Source organism: Chryseolinea lacunae, from assembly GCF_016735595.1.
Taxonomy (GTDB): domain Bacteria; phylum Bacteroidota; class Bacteroidia; order Cytophagales; family Cyclobacteriaceae; genus Chryseolinea; species Chryseolinea lacunae.
In genome coordinates this window covers 267304-286775 of sequence record NZ_JAERRB010000001.1, presented here as the reverse complement: position 1 = coordinate 286775, position 19472 = coordinate 267304, and the positions used below count along the sequence as shown (strand labels likewise).

Annotated in this window: 13 protein-coding genes; 12 read left to right on the top strand and 1 reads right to left on the bottom strand. The window is 52.5% G+C overall.

Annotated features, from left to right (window positions below; translation table 11 throughout):
* Positions 1 to 590 precede the first annotated feature (590 nt).
* From JI741_RS01055 to JI741_RS01035, 5 genes are all read left to right on the top strand, one after another.
* On the top strand, positions 591 to 3902 hold the full coding sequence (locus JI741_RS01055) for a SusC/RagA family TonB-linked outer membrane protein (protein ID WP_236675816.1): 3312 nt from the start codon (positions 591 to 593) through the stop codon (positions 3900 to 3902).
* Positions 3903 to 3918: 16 nt separating this feature from the next.
* Positions 3919 to 5535 carry a SusD/RagB family nutrient-binding outer membrane lipoprotein gene (locus tag JI741_RS01050; RefSeq protein WP_202006748.1) on the top strand — a complete coding sequence of 539 codons (1617 nt, stop codon included), beginning with the start codon at positions 3919 to 3921 and terminating at the stop codon, positions 5533 to 5535.
* An 18-nt stretch (positions 5536 to 5553) separates the two neighbouring features.
* Entirely contained in the window at positions 5554 to 6468 is a 915-nt protein-coding gene (locus tag JI741_RS01045) for a hypothetical protein (RefSeq protein WP_202006747.1), read from the top strand.
* Positions 6469 to 6631: 163 nt separating this feature from the next.
* On the top strand, positions 6632 to 9109 hold the full coding sequence (locus JI741_RS01040) for a zinc-dependent metalloprotease (RefSeq protein WP_202006746.1): 2478 nt from the start codon (positions 6632 to 6634) through the stop codon (positions 9107 to 9109).
* A 139-nt stretch (positions 9110 to 9248) separates the two neighbouring features.
* Positions 9249 to 11174: a tetratricopeptide repeat-containing sensor histidine kinase gene (locus tag JI741_RS01035; RefSeq protein ID WP_202006745.1), complete on the top strand. Its 1926-nt coding sequence runs from the start codon at positions 9249 to 9251 to the stop codon at positions 11172 to 11174.
* A gap of 7 nt (positions 11175 to 11181) precedes the next feature.
* Here JI741_RS01035 and JI741_RS01030 read toward each other — a convergent pair whose 3' ends face one another.
* Positions 11182 to 11943, bottom strand: a complete 762-nt coding sequence (locus tag JI741_RS01030; protein WP_202006744.1) for a biotin--[acetyl-CoA-carboxylase] ligase — start codon at positions 11941 to 11943, stop codon at positions 11182 to 11184.
* A gap of 48 nt (positions 11944 to 11991) precedes the next feature.
* Here JI741_RS01030 and rsfS point away from each other — a divergent pair, with 48 nt between their 5' ends.
* The 7 genes from rsfS to JI741_RS00995 all read left to right on the top strand — a co-directional run bounded on the left by rsfS (position 11992) and on the right by JI741_RS00995 (position 19394).
* Positions 11992 to 12366 (top strand): ribosome silencing factor, encoded by a 375-nt coding sequence (gene rsfS / locus JI741_RS01025; RefSeq protein WP_202006743.1) that lies wholly within the window; start codon positions 11992 to 11994, stop codon positions 12364 to 12366.
* Between the two features lie 62 nt (positions 12367 to 12428).
* Positions 12429 to 14483, top strand: coding sequence for an ATP-dependent zinc metalloprotease FtsH (ftsH, locus tag JI741_RS01020; protein ID WP_202006742.1), 2055 nt, complete (start codon positions 12429 to 12431; stop codon positions 14481 to 14483).
* 63 nt (positions 14484 to 14546) lie between these two features.
* Entirely contained in the window at positions 14547 to 15323 is a 777-nt protein-coding gene (locus JI741_RS01015) for a UDP-2,3-diacylglucosamine diphosphatase (RefSeq protein WP_202006741.1), read from the top strand.
* Positions 15320 to 16114 carry a hypothetical protein gene (locus JI741_RS01010; protein ID WP_202006740.1) on the top strand — a complete coding sequence of 265 codons (795 nt, stop codon included), beginning with the start codon at positions 15320 to 15322 and terminating at the stop codon, positions 16112 to 16114. Before JI741_RS01015 ends, JI741_RS01010 begins: the two co-directional genes overlap by 4 nt.
* Positions 16115 to 16285: 171 nt before the next feature.
* Positions 16286 to 17629, top strand: a complete 1344-nt coding sequence (locus tag JI741_RS01005) for a sigma-54-dependent transcriptional regulator (RefSeq protein ID WP_202006739.1) — start codon at positions 16286 to 16288, stop codon at positions 17627 to 17629.
* Between the two features lie 25 nt (positions 17630 to 17654).
* Positions 17655 to 18971 (top strand): sensor histidine kinase, encoded by a 1317-nt coding sequence (locus JI741_RS01000; RefSeq protein WP_369411709.1) that lies wholly within the window; start codon positions 17655 to 17657, stop codon positions 18969 to 18971.
* Between the two features lie 183 nt (positions 18972 to 19154).
* Positions 19155 to 19394 (top strand): acyl carrier protein, encoded by a 240-nt coding sequence (locus JI741_RS00995; protein ID WP_202008073.1) that lies wholly within the window; start codon positions 19155 to 19157, stop codon positions 19392 to 19394.
* Positions 19395 to 19472: the final 78 nt, after the last annotated feature.

Here is a 19472-nt window from a genome sequence, read left to right as displayed (position 1 = left end):
ACCAGTGTACGCAGCATTAGTAAAGAGCTTTTGTTGTGAGCGGTACACGAAAGGTTCCATAAAGGAATCAGGTAACTGTACAAGAGGTGAACGCAAGGGAACCATTGATAAGATGTCGCAAATAGAAAGACGATGTCAAAACCATATACAAAACTGGACCTGGGATGAATCTAACGGGTCGATATCGGCATAGGTGTAAAAAATGCCGGCTATTTAATAGCTAGGATAGTCAAAGAGGACGACTGTAGCTTTGAGCTGGCCGATGAAGGGAATCTTCCGTATCACTTTCCTTCTTCATTGTTTAAAGAAGGGAAATAGGGTAACAACGTTGTTCACTATTGGTCGGAAGGAAAGTATGATTCACGCACATCCCTGCCCCAAAAAACCAAACCCCGCACTCGAATCCATCGCCTCCATTCGCGCATCCCTGTAATTCTGTAACCCATCTCGCGTTAGCGTTGTCGCGGTAATATACCATTCAATAGGTCATTCTTTTGGAAGTTGGTTTTGGGAGTTTTGTTTTTCATCCTGCCAGGTGTTAGTCACCAACGTGGATGGATTCTGAATAACCAAAAACAAACCTAAAAAGTATGAGGAAATTTTTACTAGTCAGTGGGATGTGCCTCGCCGTTGTTTGGAGCACGGCGCTGGCGCAAAACCGCACGGTCACCGGCAAGGTGACCGAGCAGGAGGGAGGAACTCCCTTGCCCGGTGTGAACGTCAGTGTGAAAGGCACGTCGTTGGGCACCATCACCGATGCCGAAGGCAAGTATTCGCTGAGTGTTCCGTCTGATGGCGGCGTGCTCATGTTTTCGTTTATCGGGTTAGTGACGCAGGAGTTGGATCTGGCCGGACGCTCCACCGTAGATGTGGCCATGTCGCCCGATGTGCACCAGTTGGGTGAAGTGGTGGTCACGGCGGTGGGCATCGAACGCGAGAAGAAAGCGTTGGGCTATGCCGTGAGCAATGTCACAGCCGATCGCATTGCGCAGAAGTCGGAACCCGATGTAGTCAAGTCGCTGCAAGGCAAGGTGGCCGGTGTCAACATTGTGGGTGCCGGGGGCGCGGTGGGTGCAGGAACAAACTTCACCATTCGCGGAAACAAGTCGCTGCTGGGAAACAACCAGCCGTTGTTTGTGGTTGACGGTGTTCCGTTCAACACACAGGCATTTGCTACAGGTTCGTTTACCAGTGCCACTACGGCATCGAGTCGTTCGCTCGACATCGATCCAAACATCATCGAGTCGATGACCATTCTGAAAGGCGCCGCAGCGTCGGCCATCTACGGATCGCGTGCAGCCAACGGTGTGGTGGTGATCACCACCAAGGCCAGTTCGAAGGCCACGCACAAAGGCCTGGAAATTTCGTTGAACACATCCTATTCAGTTGAAGAAGTCGCCAACCTTCCCGAATATCAAACACGCTACACGCAGGGCAACAACTTCCTCTATGTAGACGGCAACATTGGTGTTTGGGGCGCGCCGTTCGATCTGAACGATCCCGTGTGGAAGATTCCGCAAAACGCCAACACCATCTATAGCATCGATCCGTCAACGGGTCTGGCCTGGGTGGCGCATCCCTACGATCGCTACAACGATCCCACCAGCAAACCCTACTTCCCGCAATATGCAGGGGACTCGGTGTTGCTGCGTCCCTACAATTCGGCAAAGAATTTCTTTCAGCGCGGCTCCGTGTTTGAAACGGCCGTGTCGGTTTCGGGTGGAAATGAAAAGGCGCGTGTCACCGGTGGCATCTCGCGCACACGCAACGTGGGCATTGTGCCCAGCAACGAAGGCACGCGCACGTCGGTGAACTTTGGTGGCAACGTGCAGCTCGACAACGGGCTGTATGTGGTGGGCAGTATGAACTATGTGAACTCCGATCTGAATTCGCCGCCCACGTCGGGCTTGTATACCAACGCCACGTCTATCACACAACGCCTGTTGTTTATTCCGCCAAACGTCGACCTCAAGGGCTTGCCCTACCAGGATGCCACGGGCTATCCCGCCTTCTACCGTCCCGACAACGACAACCCTTACTTCCTGGCCTACAACTCGCGCAACACGTCGAAGGTAGATCGTTTCTATGGCAAGCTGTCGCTGGGCTACGACTTCACCGACTGGTTGAACGTGACCTATCAGATGGGCTTCAACGGATTTAATCAACACAACATCACCACGCTTCCCATCGGCTCCACGTCAAACGCCTTGGGGCAGGTGATACAGGATGACATACGCAACATGGAGTTGGATGGTAACTTGCTCATCACGGTGAACAAAGACCTGAGCGAAGATCTTTCGCTGAAGGCCATTGTGGGCCACAACCTCAACAAACGCAGAACCGATCGTCAGGCCTTCTTTGGCAATCGCATCATTGTGCCGGGCATCATCGACCTCGACAACACGGCAAACGTGACGCCCTTTGGCGGTGGTGTTTCCGAGCGCCGGTTCTATGCCTACTTCGCCGACTTGTCGTTCTCCTACAAAGACTATTTGTTCCTGAACCTGACCGGCCGCAACGATGTGACGTCGACCTTGCCCAAGAGCTCGCGTAGCTATTTCTATGGTGGTGTGAGTTCGTCTTTCATTTTCTCCGATGCCTTCAAGCTCAACAGCAATGTGCTCACCAACGGCAAGCTGCGCGCCAGCATTGGCCGCACGGGTGCCGATGTGTCGCCCTATCAGACACAGGCGTTCAACTATTTCACTAACAACGGCCTGGGCAACAACATCGCCGCCATCGGTTTCCCCTTCAAGGGACAAAATGTGCAGACGGTGGGCGATGCATTTGGCAATCCTAACCTCACGCCCGAGTTCACCACCGAGTGGGAATTGGGCACGGAGTTGAACTTCTTCGACAGCCGCATCAGTGTTGACTTTGCCTACTACGATCGCAAAACAACAAACCAGATTGTGCCCATCACGGCACCGGGTTCGTCGGGCTACACCAGCCGCATTGTGAACATTGGCAAGGTGACCAACAAAGGTATTGAAGTGGCCCTGGGCCTCAACCCAGTTCGCCTGGCAAACGGTTTCCGCTGGGACATCAACGCAGTGTTTACACGCAACCGGAACATGGTGGTTGAGCTCGCCGACGGTTTGGACGAAGTGTTTGTGAACGGCTATAGCAACAGCGTGCAAGTGGTGCACAAAGTGGGCTCTCCCTTCGGACAAATTAAAGGCACGGTGGCCGCACGTTCGGACGATGGCAAACTGTTGGTCGATCCTTCTACCGGTAAACTCATCACGTCGCCCAATTCAGAAATCATTGGCGATCCCAATCCCGACTTCATGTTGGGTGTGACCAACACGTTTAGCTGGAAGGGTGTTACGTTGGGTGTTTTGCTGGATTATAAAAAAGGTGGCGACATCTGGTCGGGAACCTATAACCAGGTGTATGGCCGTGGTCTCACACCGGGCACCATCCCCAACAACCCGCACGGCCGTGAAGTGACCATGGTAATTCCCGGCGTGTTGGGTGATCCGCTCACGCAAAAAGCTATTCTCGACGATCAGGGCAACACCATTCCCAACGGCACACAGCTTACCACAAACGACTGGTTCTTCATCAACACGTTTGGTTCGGGTGGCCCCGAAGAATTTTCAGTGTTCGACGGCACAACGATACGCCTGCGCGAAATCAGCCTGGGCTATCAACTGCCTAAGGCATGGCTTTCGAAAACACCGTTTGGTTCCGTAAACATTTCACTGAGCGGCCGCAACCTGTGGTTCAACGCAGTGAACATGCCGAAAGATCTTCACTTCGATCCGGAAACCACGTCGTTGGGTGCTGGCGATGTGCAAGGGCTGCAAGGCAACCTCACGGGCAATGCGCAAGGCGTTGACCTGGGCATCATCCCCACAACAAAGCGATATGGCGTGAACCTGAGAATTACATTCTAAGACGACGATGAACACTATGAAAACAAAACTCATTCGAATATTCTTCCTGGCGGCGGGCCTGTCGGCGATGGGCGCCTGTAGCAGCTTTCTGGATGTGAACGAAAATCCGAACAACCCCAGCACGGCCGAAATCGATCTGCTGTTTCCGAATGCCATTGTGGAGGCGGGCTTCTGGTCCATGCGCACGGCAAACGAAAACGCTTCCATCTTTTCGCGTCAGTTCTATAGCCTGAACGAAAGCACCTATAACATTCAGGGCAACCTCACCGACACAGAATTTAATCAGCTGTATGCCGATCCCCTAAAAGATTTTGCACAGGTGATCAAACAATCTAACGACCTCGGGTTGAAAGGGTATGCAGGCATCTCAAAAATCATGTCAACGTATTTGTTCAGCACCATTGTGGATCTGTGGGGAGATGTTCCCTATTCGGAAGCGTTGCAAGGCGAGACCATTCTCAATGCCAAGTTCGACACCGGTGCAAGCATCTATGACGGTATGCTCAAAACATTGGACGAAGCCAAGGCCGACCTCGACCAGTCGGAGACCAACAAGGAAGTGGTGAACGGCGATTTGATCTACGGCTCCGACCTTGACCAATGGCGCCGCGCCGCCAACACACTGAAGTTGAAACTGCTCCTGAACCTGCGCTTGGTAGACGCAAACCGCGCCCGCACAGAGATCACCAGCATGCTCAACGATGCAAACACCGAATTCATCGGCGACAATTCCGATGACTTTCAGTTTGAGTTTGGCCCGAACATTTCGCCGGCCAACCAGCACCCCATCTATCAGCAGGAATACGTGGCCGGCAACAAGGGATTCTACATGAGCAACTACTTCATGTATTCTATGCTGAACAAGGAAGACCCTCGCATTTTGTACTACGTCTATCGCCAGGGCACCAACGCCGAGCTTGATTTTCAAACGGAACCTTGTGCACAGCGCACCGACTGTCCCTTCTGGCCGTTGCTGAAAGCTTTGCCCGATGATGTGAAAGACGGTTACATTGGCCGCGACCACGGCGATCCTTCGGGGCAGCCTGCCGACAATACGTTGCGCGCCACCTTCGGCGTGTATCCCATCGGTGGCTCGTACGACAATGACGCGCGCAACGAACGTGTTGTTACTTCTGCTACCGGCGCAGGTGTTGCTCCCTGGATCACCAATGCCATGCGTTGTTTCATGCTGGCCGAAGCCGCCCTCACCCTGGGCACACCGGGCGATCCGAAAGCTCTGCTCGCCGAAGGCATTCAGGCTTCGATGGACAAAGTGATTGCCTTTGGCGCAGCCAAAGATGAAAACGCGCCGTCGCCCGCCAACACTGCCCTGAAAGCAAAAGTGGCCAACTACATTGCCAACATCGAAGATGCCTACGACGATGCGACTACCGACGCACAACGACTGGATGTGATCATCAAAGAAAAATACTTTGCACAGTTTGGCAACGGCGTGGAGCCCTACAACGACTATCGCAGAACGGGATTCCCTTCCGATCTGCCGGCCAGTCTTGCACCCAACGGACCGTTTCCCGTGCGCTTCCCGCTTGGCCCCACCGAGCTGACTTCGAATCCGAATGCACCCAATCCTGCGCCGTTGGTTTCGGTGCCCGTGTTCTGGGATGTTAACTAAACCCAAAAAAGTAAAATCATGAAAAGTATATTGAAATACATAAGTGCATTCATCCTCGTGCTGCTGGCGGCCATATCGTGTCGTGAAGATGATAATGTGAGGCCGAAGATGGACGACAACATCGGCGCCGTCACCAAGATCACACGCAATGGCGATCGCACATTCTTTAACGCGCTCAATCCGCTGGCCGATGAGTATGTGGAGTTTGCCATCGACGTGGATGGGTTTGATGTGACCACCATCAATTCGGTTGATCTCATGCTGGTCTATACCGACAAAGGCCGCAACTACGATCCCTTCCAGGACAAGTATGTGGATTCGGTGTTTGCCCCGGTGTTGATTCGCTCGGTGACCACGTTCCCCTCGACCGTGAAAATTTCGGGAGCCGATGTTGTGAGCGCACTTAAACTGAATTCTGTCGACGATATCGACGTGGGCGATTCATTTAACGTGACGTTCCCTATCAACACAGCCGACGGAAGACGACTGACCGTGGCCCTCAATTCGGAACTATGCAACCAACCCGCTCAACCTTCCTTTGGAGGATGCAATGTGCAGTGGGGCGTGAGTTGTCCTTCGACCATTCAAACGGGGAACTACCAGGTGCATGTTGAGTCAACCAACGCCACCTACACCGTGCAGGTGTCGGCCAACGGCGGCGGGGTTTACACCATCAGCAATTTCAACCTCGACTATGATCTCGACTTCTATGGCGGCTTCGACGATCTGCTTGTGGTGGGATTCTTCACAGACGTTTGCAGCGACATCCAGCTTTCGGGGACCGATCCCGACTATGGTGTGCAGTGGCGCGGTGCCATTCAGTACGATGAAAACGCCAAGACACTAACCATCCCTTCTGTGACCGACGCAGGCTATGGCCAGGGTCCGTTCAACAATGCGGGCAAGGGATATGTGTTGACGTACAAGCCGTGACCGGTTTTCACGATGCATCCTAAACCGGTGCATCACCCTATACCAACGAAAGGGACTGGCTGCGAAGCCGGTCCTTTTCTTTTGCAGCGATCTTCCGTTTGTAGAATAGTTGTTTCCGAACATGCGTTTCTTTTTCTAGCTTCAAGGCGTTAACCTTAACCTTATGAAGCTGAGTCATACCCTCGTTCTGTTGTTGTTCATGCTTTCACTTTCCGCCGTGGCACAACGCAAAAAAGGCGATCCTGAACCTGCCGCAACCTCGTCGCCCATCGCTGCGAAAGTGGCGGGGCTTCAGAAATTCCCAGGCTATTTCGAATATTATTATGATGAGAAGCAGGACAAGATCTTTCTCGTCATAGACAAGTTTGATACAGAGTTTTTATATGTCTATTCCCTTGCCACAGGGGTGGGTTCAAACGATATAGGTCTCGATCGTGGAAAGTTGGGAGCAGAGCAGGTGGTGAAGTTCGAACGCCGTGGTCCGAAGGTATTGCTGGTACAACCGAATTATTTCTATCGCGCCATTTCCGCTAACAAAGACGAACGCAGGGCGGTGGAAGAAGCCTTTGCACAGTCGGTGCTGCACGGGTTCAAGGTGGAGGCCGAAGAAGGCGGGAAGGTGTTGGTGGAAGCCACCGATTTCCTGATGGAGGATGCACAGGGTGTGAGCGAAACGCTGGCCGAAACCAAACAAGGTAACTATCGCCTGGATACGAAACGCTCGGCCTTCTATTTGCCACGCACAAAAAACTTTCCCCAGAATTCAGAATTTGAAGCCACGCTGACGTTTGCCGGCGATCCTGCGGGCAACTACATCCGCAGCGTGACGCCATCACCTTCCAGCGTGACGGTGCGCCAACACAAATCGTTCATTCAATTGCCCGACAACAACTATGCGCCACGCACGTTCGATCCGCGTGCCGGCTATTTCAATATCTCGTACTACGACTATGCCACACCCATTGCCGAACCGATCGAGAAACGATTGCTCACACGCCATCGCCTGAAAAAGAAAGACCCCACAGCGGCGCTTAGCGAGGCCGTTGAACCTATAGTCTATTACCTCGACCGAGGCACACCCGAACCCATCCGTTCGGCGTTGCTGGATGGTGCACGGTGGTGGAACCAGGCCTTTGAGGCGGCGGGCTATAAAGATGCCTTCCGTGTTGAATTGCTGCCCGAAGATGCCGACCCCATGGACGTGCGCTACAACGTGATCAACTGGGTGCATCGCTCCACGCGCGGCTGGTCCTATGGCGCCTCGGTGATCGACCCTCGCACCGGCGAAATCATTAAAGGACACGTGACCCTCGGGTCGCTACGTGTTCGCCAGGACTATCTCATTGCCGAAGGACTGCTGGCGCCCTATGAAGAGGGCAAGCCCGTGTCGAAAGAAATGGAAGCCATGGCTTTGGCGCGCTTGCGTCAACTGGCTGCGCACGAAGTAGGGCACACGTTGGGCCTGGCCCATGCCTATTCGTCGAGCACCGAAAACCTGGCCTCCGTCATGGACTATCCCCATCCGTATGTGGCGTTGACGAATGGCAAAGTTGATCTCAGCCATGCCTACGACGACAAGATTGGCCCGTGGGATAAAGTGGCAATCACCTATGGCTACCAGGATTTCCCTTCGGGCACCGACGAAAAATCGGCGCTGAACAACATCATACAACAATCGCTGAAAACCGGCCTCACGTTTCTTTCCGACCAGGATGCACGCCCCACCGGTGGTTCGCATCCCTATGCCCACTTGTGGGACAACGGCAAAAATCCGGCAGACGAATTGAGTCGCGTGCTCGACATCCGCACGGTGGTGCTGAAAAACTTTGGCGTCAACAACATCAAACCCGGTGCGCCTATGGCCACACTTGAAGAAGCGCTGGTGCCCATGTACTTCTTTCACCGCTACCAAACGGAAGCCTGCGTGAAGCTGATTGGTGGCCTGAACTACCGCTACGCCCTTCGCGGCGACGGCCAGCCGGTGACCGAAATGGTGGCGCCGGCCGAACAAATGAAGGCCCTGGATGTATTATTGAAAACAATTGCCCCTGCAAGTCTGATGTTTCCAGAAGATTTATTGAAGATCATACCTCCGCGTCCCCTCGGCTTCGACCGCCACCGCGAGGTGGTGAAAATCAGGACCGAGCTGACCTTCGACGCGCTGACCGCCGCCGAAAGCGCTGCCGACATGACGCTGAGCCTGTTGCTGCATCCGTCGCGGGCCGGCCGCCTGGTGGAGTATCATGCCCGCGATGAAAAGCAACCGTCGCTGGAAAGCGTGCTCGACAAAGTGATCGCGGCCACCGTGAAAAGTGCCTCGAAAAACGGATACGAAGGCGCACTCCAGATCACCGTAAACAACGTTTTGCTGGATAATTTGATGACTTTGTCCCTCGATCCGGACGCGTCAAATCAAGTGCGGGCTATTGCTTATTTGAAGGTGGAGCAACTGCGGAACTGGATGACCGAACGAGTAAAAATCACCGCCAACGAAGACTGGAGGGCACACTACACCTTCGCCCTGAACCGGATCCGCACGTTCCAGAACAATCCCGAAGACTACAAACGCGAGAAATTGCTCACACCGCCGCCGGGAGCGCCCATTGGCCAGCAGGAGGACGCTGCCTGCCAGCGATTCTGACTAATATCCAGCGGGTTAGGGGAGTTTTTGTGGATTCTTTTTTAAAGCAGCGGACATGTAGGTTTTACTACTTTTTTGACTAGAATTTGAGTAAGGGTGTCCCGAAGTTGCATGACTGGAAAAGTCACTTTATCCCCCTATGCGATACCGGGCAATCTTTGTCCTTGTTTTGTCCCTGCTTCCGGTTTTCTGCTTTGCGCAAACGAGCGAAACAGATAGCCTGGAGAGTCTTGTCAAAAATATTCCGTCAGACACAACAAAGGTATGGCTGCTGAACAAACTGGTGACCAGTCTTCGCGAACGCGACAACACCAAAGCCCTTGATTATGGTCAGCAGGCGCACGACCTCGCCGTGGTGATCAACTACGAACGCGGCAAGGGGCAGGCACTCGAAAACCTCGGCTGGATCTACTATCGCAAAGGCGACTATTCAAAAGCATTCGAACTGTCGACGGAGGCCCTGGCCATCGCCGAAAAATTTCACGACGCCTCGGCTATCTCACGCTGCCTCAACAACGTGGCGGCCATACGCTACGAACAAAAGCAATATGTGGTGGCGATTGCCAACTTCAAAAAAGCCTACGAAATCAGCACCACCATCCGCGACAGCCTGTCCATGTCGCGCAGCATCAACAATGTGGCATTCTCGTTTCTCGGCATGCAGCAATACGATTCGGCCCGCGTCTATGCAGAACGTGCATTGAAATGGAGCCACGGCAAAGACAAACTTTTTCTGGTAGGCTTTTCCAACCGCACTCTCGGCGACATCGACGTGCACGAGAAAAACTATGAGAGTGCGTTGAAGAAATTTGAAAATGTGGTGAAGATTGCCGATCAGCTCCAGAACGTTTTTCTGAAAGTGTCGACACTCCACCGCATCGGCAAAGCCTACTACCTCCTGCACGACACCGATCGCGCCCTGTCATACCTGTTGCAAAACATCACGCTGGCCAGCAAATACGATTTTAAGAACGAACTGGAACGTTCGCTCAAACTGGTGTCGGAAATCTATGCGTCCCGAAAAGAAATCAACAAAGCTTTCGACTATCAAACGCAATACCTGGCCGTGCACGATTCGCTGCACAACCAGCGCAACGGCGAGCAGATGGCCCTCATGCAGGCACGCTTCGATTCGGAAATGAAGGAAGCAAAAATTGCGTTGCTGCTGAAAGATTCGCTTCTCAAAAAAGAAGAACTCAACGGCCAGCGCATCTGGATCTATTTCTCTGCCGGTTCGTTTGTGCTCATGGCCATTCTGGCGTTTGTGTTACTCTATAACAACCGCGTGAAGAAACGCGCCAACGACGAGCTCAATGCCAAGAACATGGAGATCGAGCACCAGGCACAACAGCTGCGCAACATCAACATCACCAAAGACAAACTGTTCTCCATTATCAGCCACGACTTGCGCAGCCCCCTGGCCAGCTTGCGTGGCCTGATGGACATCATGAGCGTGGAAGAACTTTCGCGCGAAGAATTTCTGACCACCACACAAAAGCTCCGCCAGAATCTGGACACCGTGCGCGAAGACCTCGACAACCTTTTGTTCTGGGCGCAGTCGCAGCTGAACGGCCTGCAAAGTCATCCTACATTTTTGAAGGTGCGGCCCATTGTGGAAGAGAAGATTCAGCTCTTCACCGAAATTGCACGACAGAAAGAAGTGACCGTTGTGAACGAGATAGACGAAACACTTTCGGTGCTGGTAGACCGAAACCACATCAGCCTCATCATCCGGAACTTGCTGGCCAATGCACTCAAATTCAGCAAGCCCGGTGGCCTCATTATGGTACGCGAAAAACTGAAAGGCGACCTGGTAGAGATTTCGGTGACCGACTCGGGCGTGGGCATGACCTCGGCCGATTTGCGAAAGCTGTTTAATGTAGAAACCCACTTCTCTAACCCGGGCACGCTGCAAGAGAAAGGTGCAGGCATTGGTCTGTTGCTCACAAAAGAATTTATCGAAAAAAACGGCGGCTCCATATGGGCCACCAGCGAGTTGGGCAAAGGTTCAACCTTCACGTTCACGGTGCGGCAGGATAGCAACATGGTGGGAGAGGAGGTATAACGCTGTTTTACTGTACGCGATAGCTCACTTCTTTCACGCCAAAGGTTCGTTCGGTCTGTCCCATCATCACCCGCAATCGCCCCGAATCGTCAATGCCTACAATCGCACCTTCGTGTGTTTCTTCGCCTGTGGTGAACAGCATGGGTTTGTGAAGACCATAGAGCACCTTCATGTAGTCGGCCAGCAGCGTGTTGAGTTTTCCTTCCCGCAGTTGAAGATAGCGGGCTTCGATGTGGCTGAGCAGAATTTCGAGCTCGGTTTGGAGGTCGAACGTTCGGCCCAAAGCAACGGCCAGGGACGTGGCGGTGTCGGTTGCGAATTTCTGTTGATTGATGTTGAAGCCGATGCCCACCACCACGCTCGAGAACGAATTTCCCGAAATTTGGCTTTCCACTAGTATGCCACACACTTTTTTGGAGCCTGTGTAGAGGTCGTTTGGCCATTTTACGAAGGGAGATGGGGCATTTTTGCCAACGAGGTAGTCGTGTAGGGCAAGCGAGGTGAAGATGTTGAGGTAAAACTGATCTTTCAGGGCCAGTGTTGCCGGTTTGAACACCAGCGAGAACGTGAAATTCTTGCCGGGTTCTGCTTCCCACGTGTTTCCCCGCTGGCCGCGGCCAGCAGTTTGATTGAGGGTGATCACCAGTGTGCCTTCCGGGGCCGACGAGGTCTGGCAAAGTTGCAGGGCCAGGGTGTTGGTAGAGTGACATTCCGGCACGAAAACGAGGTTCTTTCCGAGGAAAAGGGTGTTGGCAGGAATTTTATACAAAGTAAATTGATTAGTTTTGTGGGTTAAACAAAAAACGAAGATAGATTAATGGCCAAAAAAAGGAAGGGAGCCACTGCAGAAAAGCTTAGCGATGTGATCGTGAAGGGGATGCAGGAGAAAAAGGCTTCAGATATCGTCATCATGGACCTCCGCAATATCAAAAACGCCGTGGCCGACTTCTTCGTGATCTGCTCCGGCAATTCCGACAAGCAACTGGACGCGATCTCCGATTCTGTGGACGCGGAAGTTTTCAAAACGTTGAAAGAAAATCCCTGGCACACCGAAGGAAAAAACAATAAAGAGTGGATGCTTCTCGACTACATCGACGTAGTGGTGCACATCTTCCGGAAAGATCGTCGCGAATTTTATGCCCTCGAAAGGCTTTGGGGTGACGCGGACATTACCGAAATTGAAGACCTCTAAAAACTTAAATACGCTCGACACGTTATTGATTTGATATTTTTAAAATTGAGAGAAACATAGAAATGGCTGACAAGAAAGAAAATAACAAACCACTTTTACCCACCAAGCCACCTCGGGGTAACTACCAGATCTGGGTTATCCTGGCCACCCTGGCCGTCATTTTCGGGGTCATGTACTTCAGCAATTCAAACAACCTGAAGGACCTGGATTATGACGAATTCAAGCAGATGGTGTCAAGTGGTGATGTAAAGAAAGTTGAACTGATACAGAATCGTAAGTTCGTAGAAGTAACACTGAAGCAGGAAGCGCTCAACAACGCCAAGTATAAAGAACTGCTCACCAAAGGACTGATGGGCGGCAGTGCCGACAACAAAGGACCGCATTTCGTAGTGAAAGTGGTTGACTCCGGAAACTTCGACCAGGAGTTCCGTACGTTCCGCGACAAGCAGAAACCCGATCACCAACCCGAATACAAAACCGGCGACCGTGAAGACTACTTTGGCTATTTCGTGCAATGGGGCTTCTTGTTCCTGCTGCTCTTTGGCTTCTGGATGCTCATGCGCCGCATGACCGGCGGTGCAGGCCCCGGCGGACAGATCTTTAACATCGGTAAATCGAAAGCCGCCTTGTTTGATGCCGAAAGCAAAGTGAAAATCACCTTTGCCGACGTGGCCGGTTTGGACGAAGCCAAAGAAGAAGTAAAAGAAATCGTAGACTTTCTGAAAACGCCCAGCAAGTTCACAAAGCTGGGTGGAAAAATACCAAAAGGCGCCCTCCTTGTAGGCCCTCCCGGAACCGGTAAAACCTTGCTGGCGAAAGCGGTGGCAGGCGAAGCCGGTGTGCCGTTCTTCTCGCTGTCGGGTTCCGACTTCGTAGAAATGTTTGTGGGTGTGGGCGCGGCCCGTGTGCGCGACCTTTTTAAACAAGCCAAAGAAAAAGCGCCTTGTATCGTCTTCATCGACGAAATTGACGCCATCGGACGTTCACGTGGCCGTGGCCAATTGCCCGGTGCCAACGACGAACGCGAAAATACATTGAACTCCTTGCTGGTGGAGATGGACGGATTCGCTACCGACTCCGGGGTAATCATCCTGGCGGCTACAAACCGTCCTGACGTGTTGGATTCGGCCCTGCTGCGTCCCGGACGTTTCGATCGCCAGATCAGCATCGACAAACCAGACATTGTGGGCCGCGAAGCCATCTTCAAAGTGCATTTGAAGCCCATCAAGCTCGATCCTAGTTTGGATCCCAAGAAACTGGCTGCACAAACCCCCGGGTTTGCCGGCGCCGAAATAGCCAACGTCTGCAACGAAGCCGCGCTGATCGCTGCCCGTCGCGACAAGAAAGCTGTAGACATGCAAGACTTCCAGGACGCCATTGACCGTGTGATTGGTGGTCTGGAAAAGAAAAACAAAATCATTTTGCCCGAAGAGAAAAAGATCGTGGCCTTCCACGAAGCCGGACACGCCGTGGCAGGCTGGTTCCTGGAACACGCCGATCCATTGGTGAAAGTGAGCATTGTGCCCCGCGGTGTGGCTGCATTGGGCTATGCGCAGTATCTCCCGAGGGAGCAGTTCCTGTATCAAACCGAGCAGATGACCGACGAGATGTGTATGGCCTTTGGTGGCCGCGCAGCAGAAGAAATTGTCTTCGGCAAAATCTCGACCGGTGCACTGAGTGACCTGGAGCGCATCACCAAAATGGCCTACAGCATTGTGACCATCTATGGTATGAATCCCGTCATCGGCAACATGTCGTTCTATGATTCGAAGCAGGCCGACTACGCTTTCCAGAAGCCGTATTCGGAAGCCACTGCTGAGAAAATTGATATAGAAGTGAGAAACATCATTGATGCAGCCTACACGCGCACCAAGCAGTTGCTCATTCAGCACCGTCAATACCTCGACCTGATCGCGAAGGAATTGCTGGAAAAAGAAATTCTTTTCCAGGCCGACCTGGAGCGATTGATTGGCAAGCGCCCGTTTGAAAAACTCACCACCTACCAGCAGTTCACCAACGGCCAGGGTAAGTATGAGAAGAAACAAATCGAAAACGAGCAGCCCGGCGTAGACCCTACACCAACGCTGGAAGGCGACAAGCCGGACGAAGCCAACTAAGGACTTCCCATTTATTAATCTTATTTTTGAACTCAGGTGCCTAAACAGCACCTGAGTTTTTTTATGATCGACTCCGTAGCGAGCCTAAACGGCAAAAAGATATTCTTTGCCTCCGACTTCCACCTCGGTGTTCCCACCCCCGCGGCAAGTTTGCAACGCGAAAAGCAAATTGTGGCGTGGCTCGACAGTGTGAAAGACGAAGCCCACACCATCTACCTGCTAGGCGACATTTTTGACTTCTGGTTTGAATACAGACATGCCATTCCCCGCGGCTTCATCCGCCTGCAGGGCAAGCTGGCCGAACTGCGCGACGCGGGCATCCCCATCGTGTTTTTCACCGGCAACCACGACATGTGGATGTTTGACTATTTCCCCACGGAGCTGGGCATTCCGGTGTATCGCGATCCACAGACGCTGGTAGTGGGCCATCAGAAATTGCTCATCGGCCACGGCGATGGCTTGGGGCCGGGCGACACCACCTACAAAATCATCAAGAAGTTTTTCAACAGCAAAACCTGTCAGTGGCTGTTTGCCAGACTCCATCCTAATCTTGGCATAGGCATTGCGAACTATTGGTCGCGCAAGAGTCGCATCAGCAACGAAAAGGGGGGCGAGCAGTTTGGGAAGAAAGAAGACGAATTCCTCTATGTGTATTGCAGTGACAAAGAGCGTGAAGAGCATTTCGACTACTATATTTTCGGCCACCGCCACTTGCCGCTCGACCTGGAAATTGGCGAACGCAGTCGCTACATCAACACCGGCGAATGGGTTCACTTCAAGACCTACGCCGAATACGACGGCCGGCACGTGACGCTAAAAACATTCAATCCACCCTCATGACCATCCGCACACTCCTCTTTCTGTTCACGTCTACCCTGGCAACGGTTGCCGCACACGCCCAGTCAAAAATCAAAACCATCGACGTGAGCGACACCATTGTGTTTGCCACCGTGGACCGCCCGGGCGATCTGTATGTGATCACCAAGCGCGGCCAGGTGCAACGCTTCACATCCGAAGGAACGGTTGGTATTGTTTATAAATTGAACAACCACGAACTCACTCAATTCGACCCCCGCGACGGCGCGCGATTGTTTGCCTATTTCCGGAAAGACCGGCACTACACACTCTACAGCCCTTCGTTCGATCCCACGGTTTCTTATCATCTCGATTCGTCGTTCGTGATTGAGCCCTGGCTGGTCACCATGTCGGGCGATCACGACATTTGGGTACTCGATGCTGTAGACGGAAGTCTGAAGAAGGTGGTTCAAAAAACGGAGACTGTGGAAGTGGATGTGAAGATTCCTGCGGAGTTGTATAAAGATCCCAGGTCAATCACCTTCATGCGCGAATATCAGGGCTTTGTGTTCCTGTTGCAGCCAGGCAAGGGCATTCAGGTGTTTAATGGCATGGGCAAATGGCTGCGCACCGTTGCCACGTCGGCCAAAAGCTTCAACTTTCTGGGGGAGGAGCTGTATTATATTGAAAAGGACAAGCTGAAATTTTTTAACCTCTTCACCACCGAAACGCACGAACAAGCATTGCCCGAAGCAGGCCAGTTTGCCTTGGTCACCGACCAGCGCACCTACATCATCCGGTACAAAACCATCGATTTTTTTGGGCTAAAACCCTAAAACCGTAACATAACTGTTCATTTTTGAACATATTTGTAGGCTCAAGGAAAGCCCAGGCATGCGCTATCGGCCGGAATCGCATGATTTGCAAGTTGGCACAGTATTTCCCTGCAAGAGATCATTCACCCTAAATCTAATCGCACAGTGAATCCAGAAGGTGGTAAAATTTTAATGATTGACGACGATGAAGATGTGTTGCTGGCAGCCAAGATGTTGCTGAAGAAGCAGAGCCACCACGTCATCATCGAGAAGAACCCGAAGAAAATTCCTTTTCTACTCAACAACGATACCTACGATGTTATTCTGCTGGACATGAACTTCAGCAAAGACATCACCAGTGGCAAAGAAGGTTTCTATTGGCTGGAGCAGATTCTGGCGCACGACCCCACGGCCGTGGTCATCCTCATCACCGCCTTTGGCGACGTGGAGATGGCTGTGCGCGCCCTGAAGCAAGGCGCCACCGATTTCATTTTAAAGCCCTGGCAAAACGAGAAGCTCATTGCCACCATTGCCACCGCCATAAAATTGAAGCAGTCCTACAACCAGGTAGACAAGCTGAAAAAAGCGAAGGAAATGCTGGAGGAACAAATCAGCAAACCGTTTGGCGACATCATTGGCGAGAGCGGCTCTATAAAAGAAGTGTTTTCGCTGATCGACAAGGTGGCCAAGACAGAAGCCAACGTGTTGATTCTGGGCGAAAACGGAACGGGAAAAGAACTGATTGCCCGCGCCATTCACCAACGTTCGCTGCGCAAAGACAACAACTTTGTGTCGGTAGACATGGGCGCGATCACAGAGACCTTGTTTGAAAGCGAATTGTTTGGGCACAAGAAAGGCGCCTTCACCGACGCCCGCGAAGACCGCCCCGGACGATTTGAACTGGCCAACGACGGCACATTGTTTCTCGACGAAATCGGCAACCTGAGCCTGAGCTTGCAAAGTAAATTGCTGAGCGCACTGCAGGCGCGCGTGGTGACACGTGTTGGATCAAACCAGGCAACGCCCGTGAACATCCGCCTCATCTGTGCCACCAACATGCCGCTGCACAAGATGGTGCAGGAGGGAACGTTCCGTCAGGATCTTCTCTATCGCATCAACACTGTGGAGATCCGTGTGCCTCCGCTGGGCGAACGCGTGGAAGACATCGCGTTGCTCGCACAACATTATCTCGCATATTATGCAAAAAAATATCACAAGCAGGTGAACACCATTGCCCCCGAAGCACTCGACCGCCTGAAGCGTTATGCATGGCCCGGAAACATCCGCGAGCTACAGCACGCCATTGAGCGCGCCGTGATCATGACCGACTCGGCCACATTGCAGGAAAGCGATTTCCTGCTGAGCCGCTCGCTCACCTCGGGGCCGGTGAACAACACGCTGAACCTCGACGAGGTGGAGCGCGCTGCCATTGCCAAGGCTTTGCAAATGCACAACGGCAACATCTCGAAAGCTGCCGACGAATTGGGATTGACGCGTGCATCGCTGTACCGTCGAATGGAGAAGTATGGACTTTAATTGGAAAACACCTGTTCTTCCAAGGGTGGCCTTCCTGGCTGCTTCGATTTTTCTCTTTGCTTTTTTTGCATCGTCGGCACGCAGCGACTGGATGTATGCTTTGATATTTCTGGCCCTGAGCGCCTACCAGGTGAAACTGCTGGTGGAATATATGGACCGCTCCAACGAAAACCTCGCGTCGTTTCTTGACTCCATTCAATTCGACGACCTATCGTATTCGTTCAAGACCGAAAGCGACGACCCCGCCGTGCGTCGTCTGCACCAGGAAATGAACGAGGCCATGCTGAAGCTGCGCAGCGCCCGACGCGAAAAGGATTCTGAATTTTTGTTCTTCAAAAACATTGTGATGCACGTGGGTATCGGCCTCATCGTGTTTAAGGAAGACGGCAACATCGAAATCTTTAATAGTGCGGCACGCAAGCTCCTGAAGATTAACCGTGCCGTGAACATCCGCGACCTCAACGAAGTGAGCGAGACGCTGGTGAATGTGTTTGAAAAATTGAAAACCGGCGGGCGCGAACTGGTGCGCCTCAAGATAGGCGAGGAGCTTGTGCAACTTTCCATCTATGCCATTGAACTCACGCTGCGCAACGAAAATGTGAAGCTCATTTCCATCCAGAACATTCAAAACGAATTGGAAGAAAAGGAAATGGAGGCGTGGCAAAACCTGGTGCGTGTGCTCACCCACGAGATCATGAATTCCGTGACGCCCATCTCGTCGCTGGCGGCCATTGTGGAGGAAGAACTGAAGCCTCATGTGCGCGAAGACAATAGCGAACCCCTCACCAAAGATCAGCTTGGCGACATACACCTGTCGTTGCAAACCATCAGCAAGCGCAGCGAAGGCCTGATCCATTTTGTGAAAGAATTCCGCAGCCTCACCAGCATACCCAAACCGCGGCCCGTGCAAATCGACATCCGCACGTTGCTGGAAGAACTGGCCATGCTGCACCGTCGCGACCTGGCCGACCGCAGCATTCAACTGACCATCTCCGTCTATCCCGAAGACCTTACGATTTCGGCCGATAAAAATATGATTGAGCAGGTGCTTATCAACCTTGTGCGCAATGCCATTCAGGCCTTCGAAGACCAGGAGAATAAAAAAATCGAGATCAAGGTTTTTGTGAACGAGAAGTCGCGCGCCGTCATTTCGGTGAAAGACAACGGTTCGGGCATCGACCCCGAGGCCATGGAAAAAATCTTCATTCCGTTCTTCACCACCAAGAAAACCGGCTCGGGCATCGGCCTCAGCTTGTCGCGCCAGATCATGCGCCAGCACCAGGGCACCCTCAGCGTGAAATCGACCGTGGGCAAAGGCACGGAGTTCTTCATGCGCTTCTGACAAAACATAACCAAACATTCGCTCCCGCAGTATCGAACAAAAAGCATGGCCACCGTGTTGTCTGTGGATTGGGGTGGACGCAGGCATTGTTTCGCTGCGAAGGCCAAAACTCACCCGAAACCAGGGCTCTGTTTGGAGGGCAAACACGGATTTAATACATTTACCGAAACAGTTTTTATCGCCATGCAAGACATCCCGCAGAAAGTGACTAAAATATTGACTGAGAAACTGGGCATTGCAGAATCGGAAATAACTCCTGAAGCCAACTTCGTGAAAGACCTTGGCATTGATTCCTTGGACTATGCAGAGATCGTGATGGAGTTCGAGCAAACGTTCGACATCCGCATTCCCGACGACGACGCCGACAAAATGCAGACCTTTGGTCAGGCCGTGAAATACATCGAGGAGAAAGTAAAAAAGTAATTCTCCGCAGTTCTCCTGTTCCCTTTTGTTTTTTATTGGAAGTAAGTCCACGCCGACATGAGGCGCACTTCGCCTGTG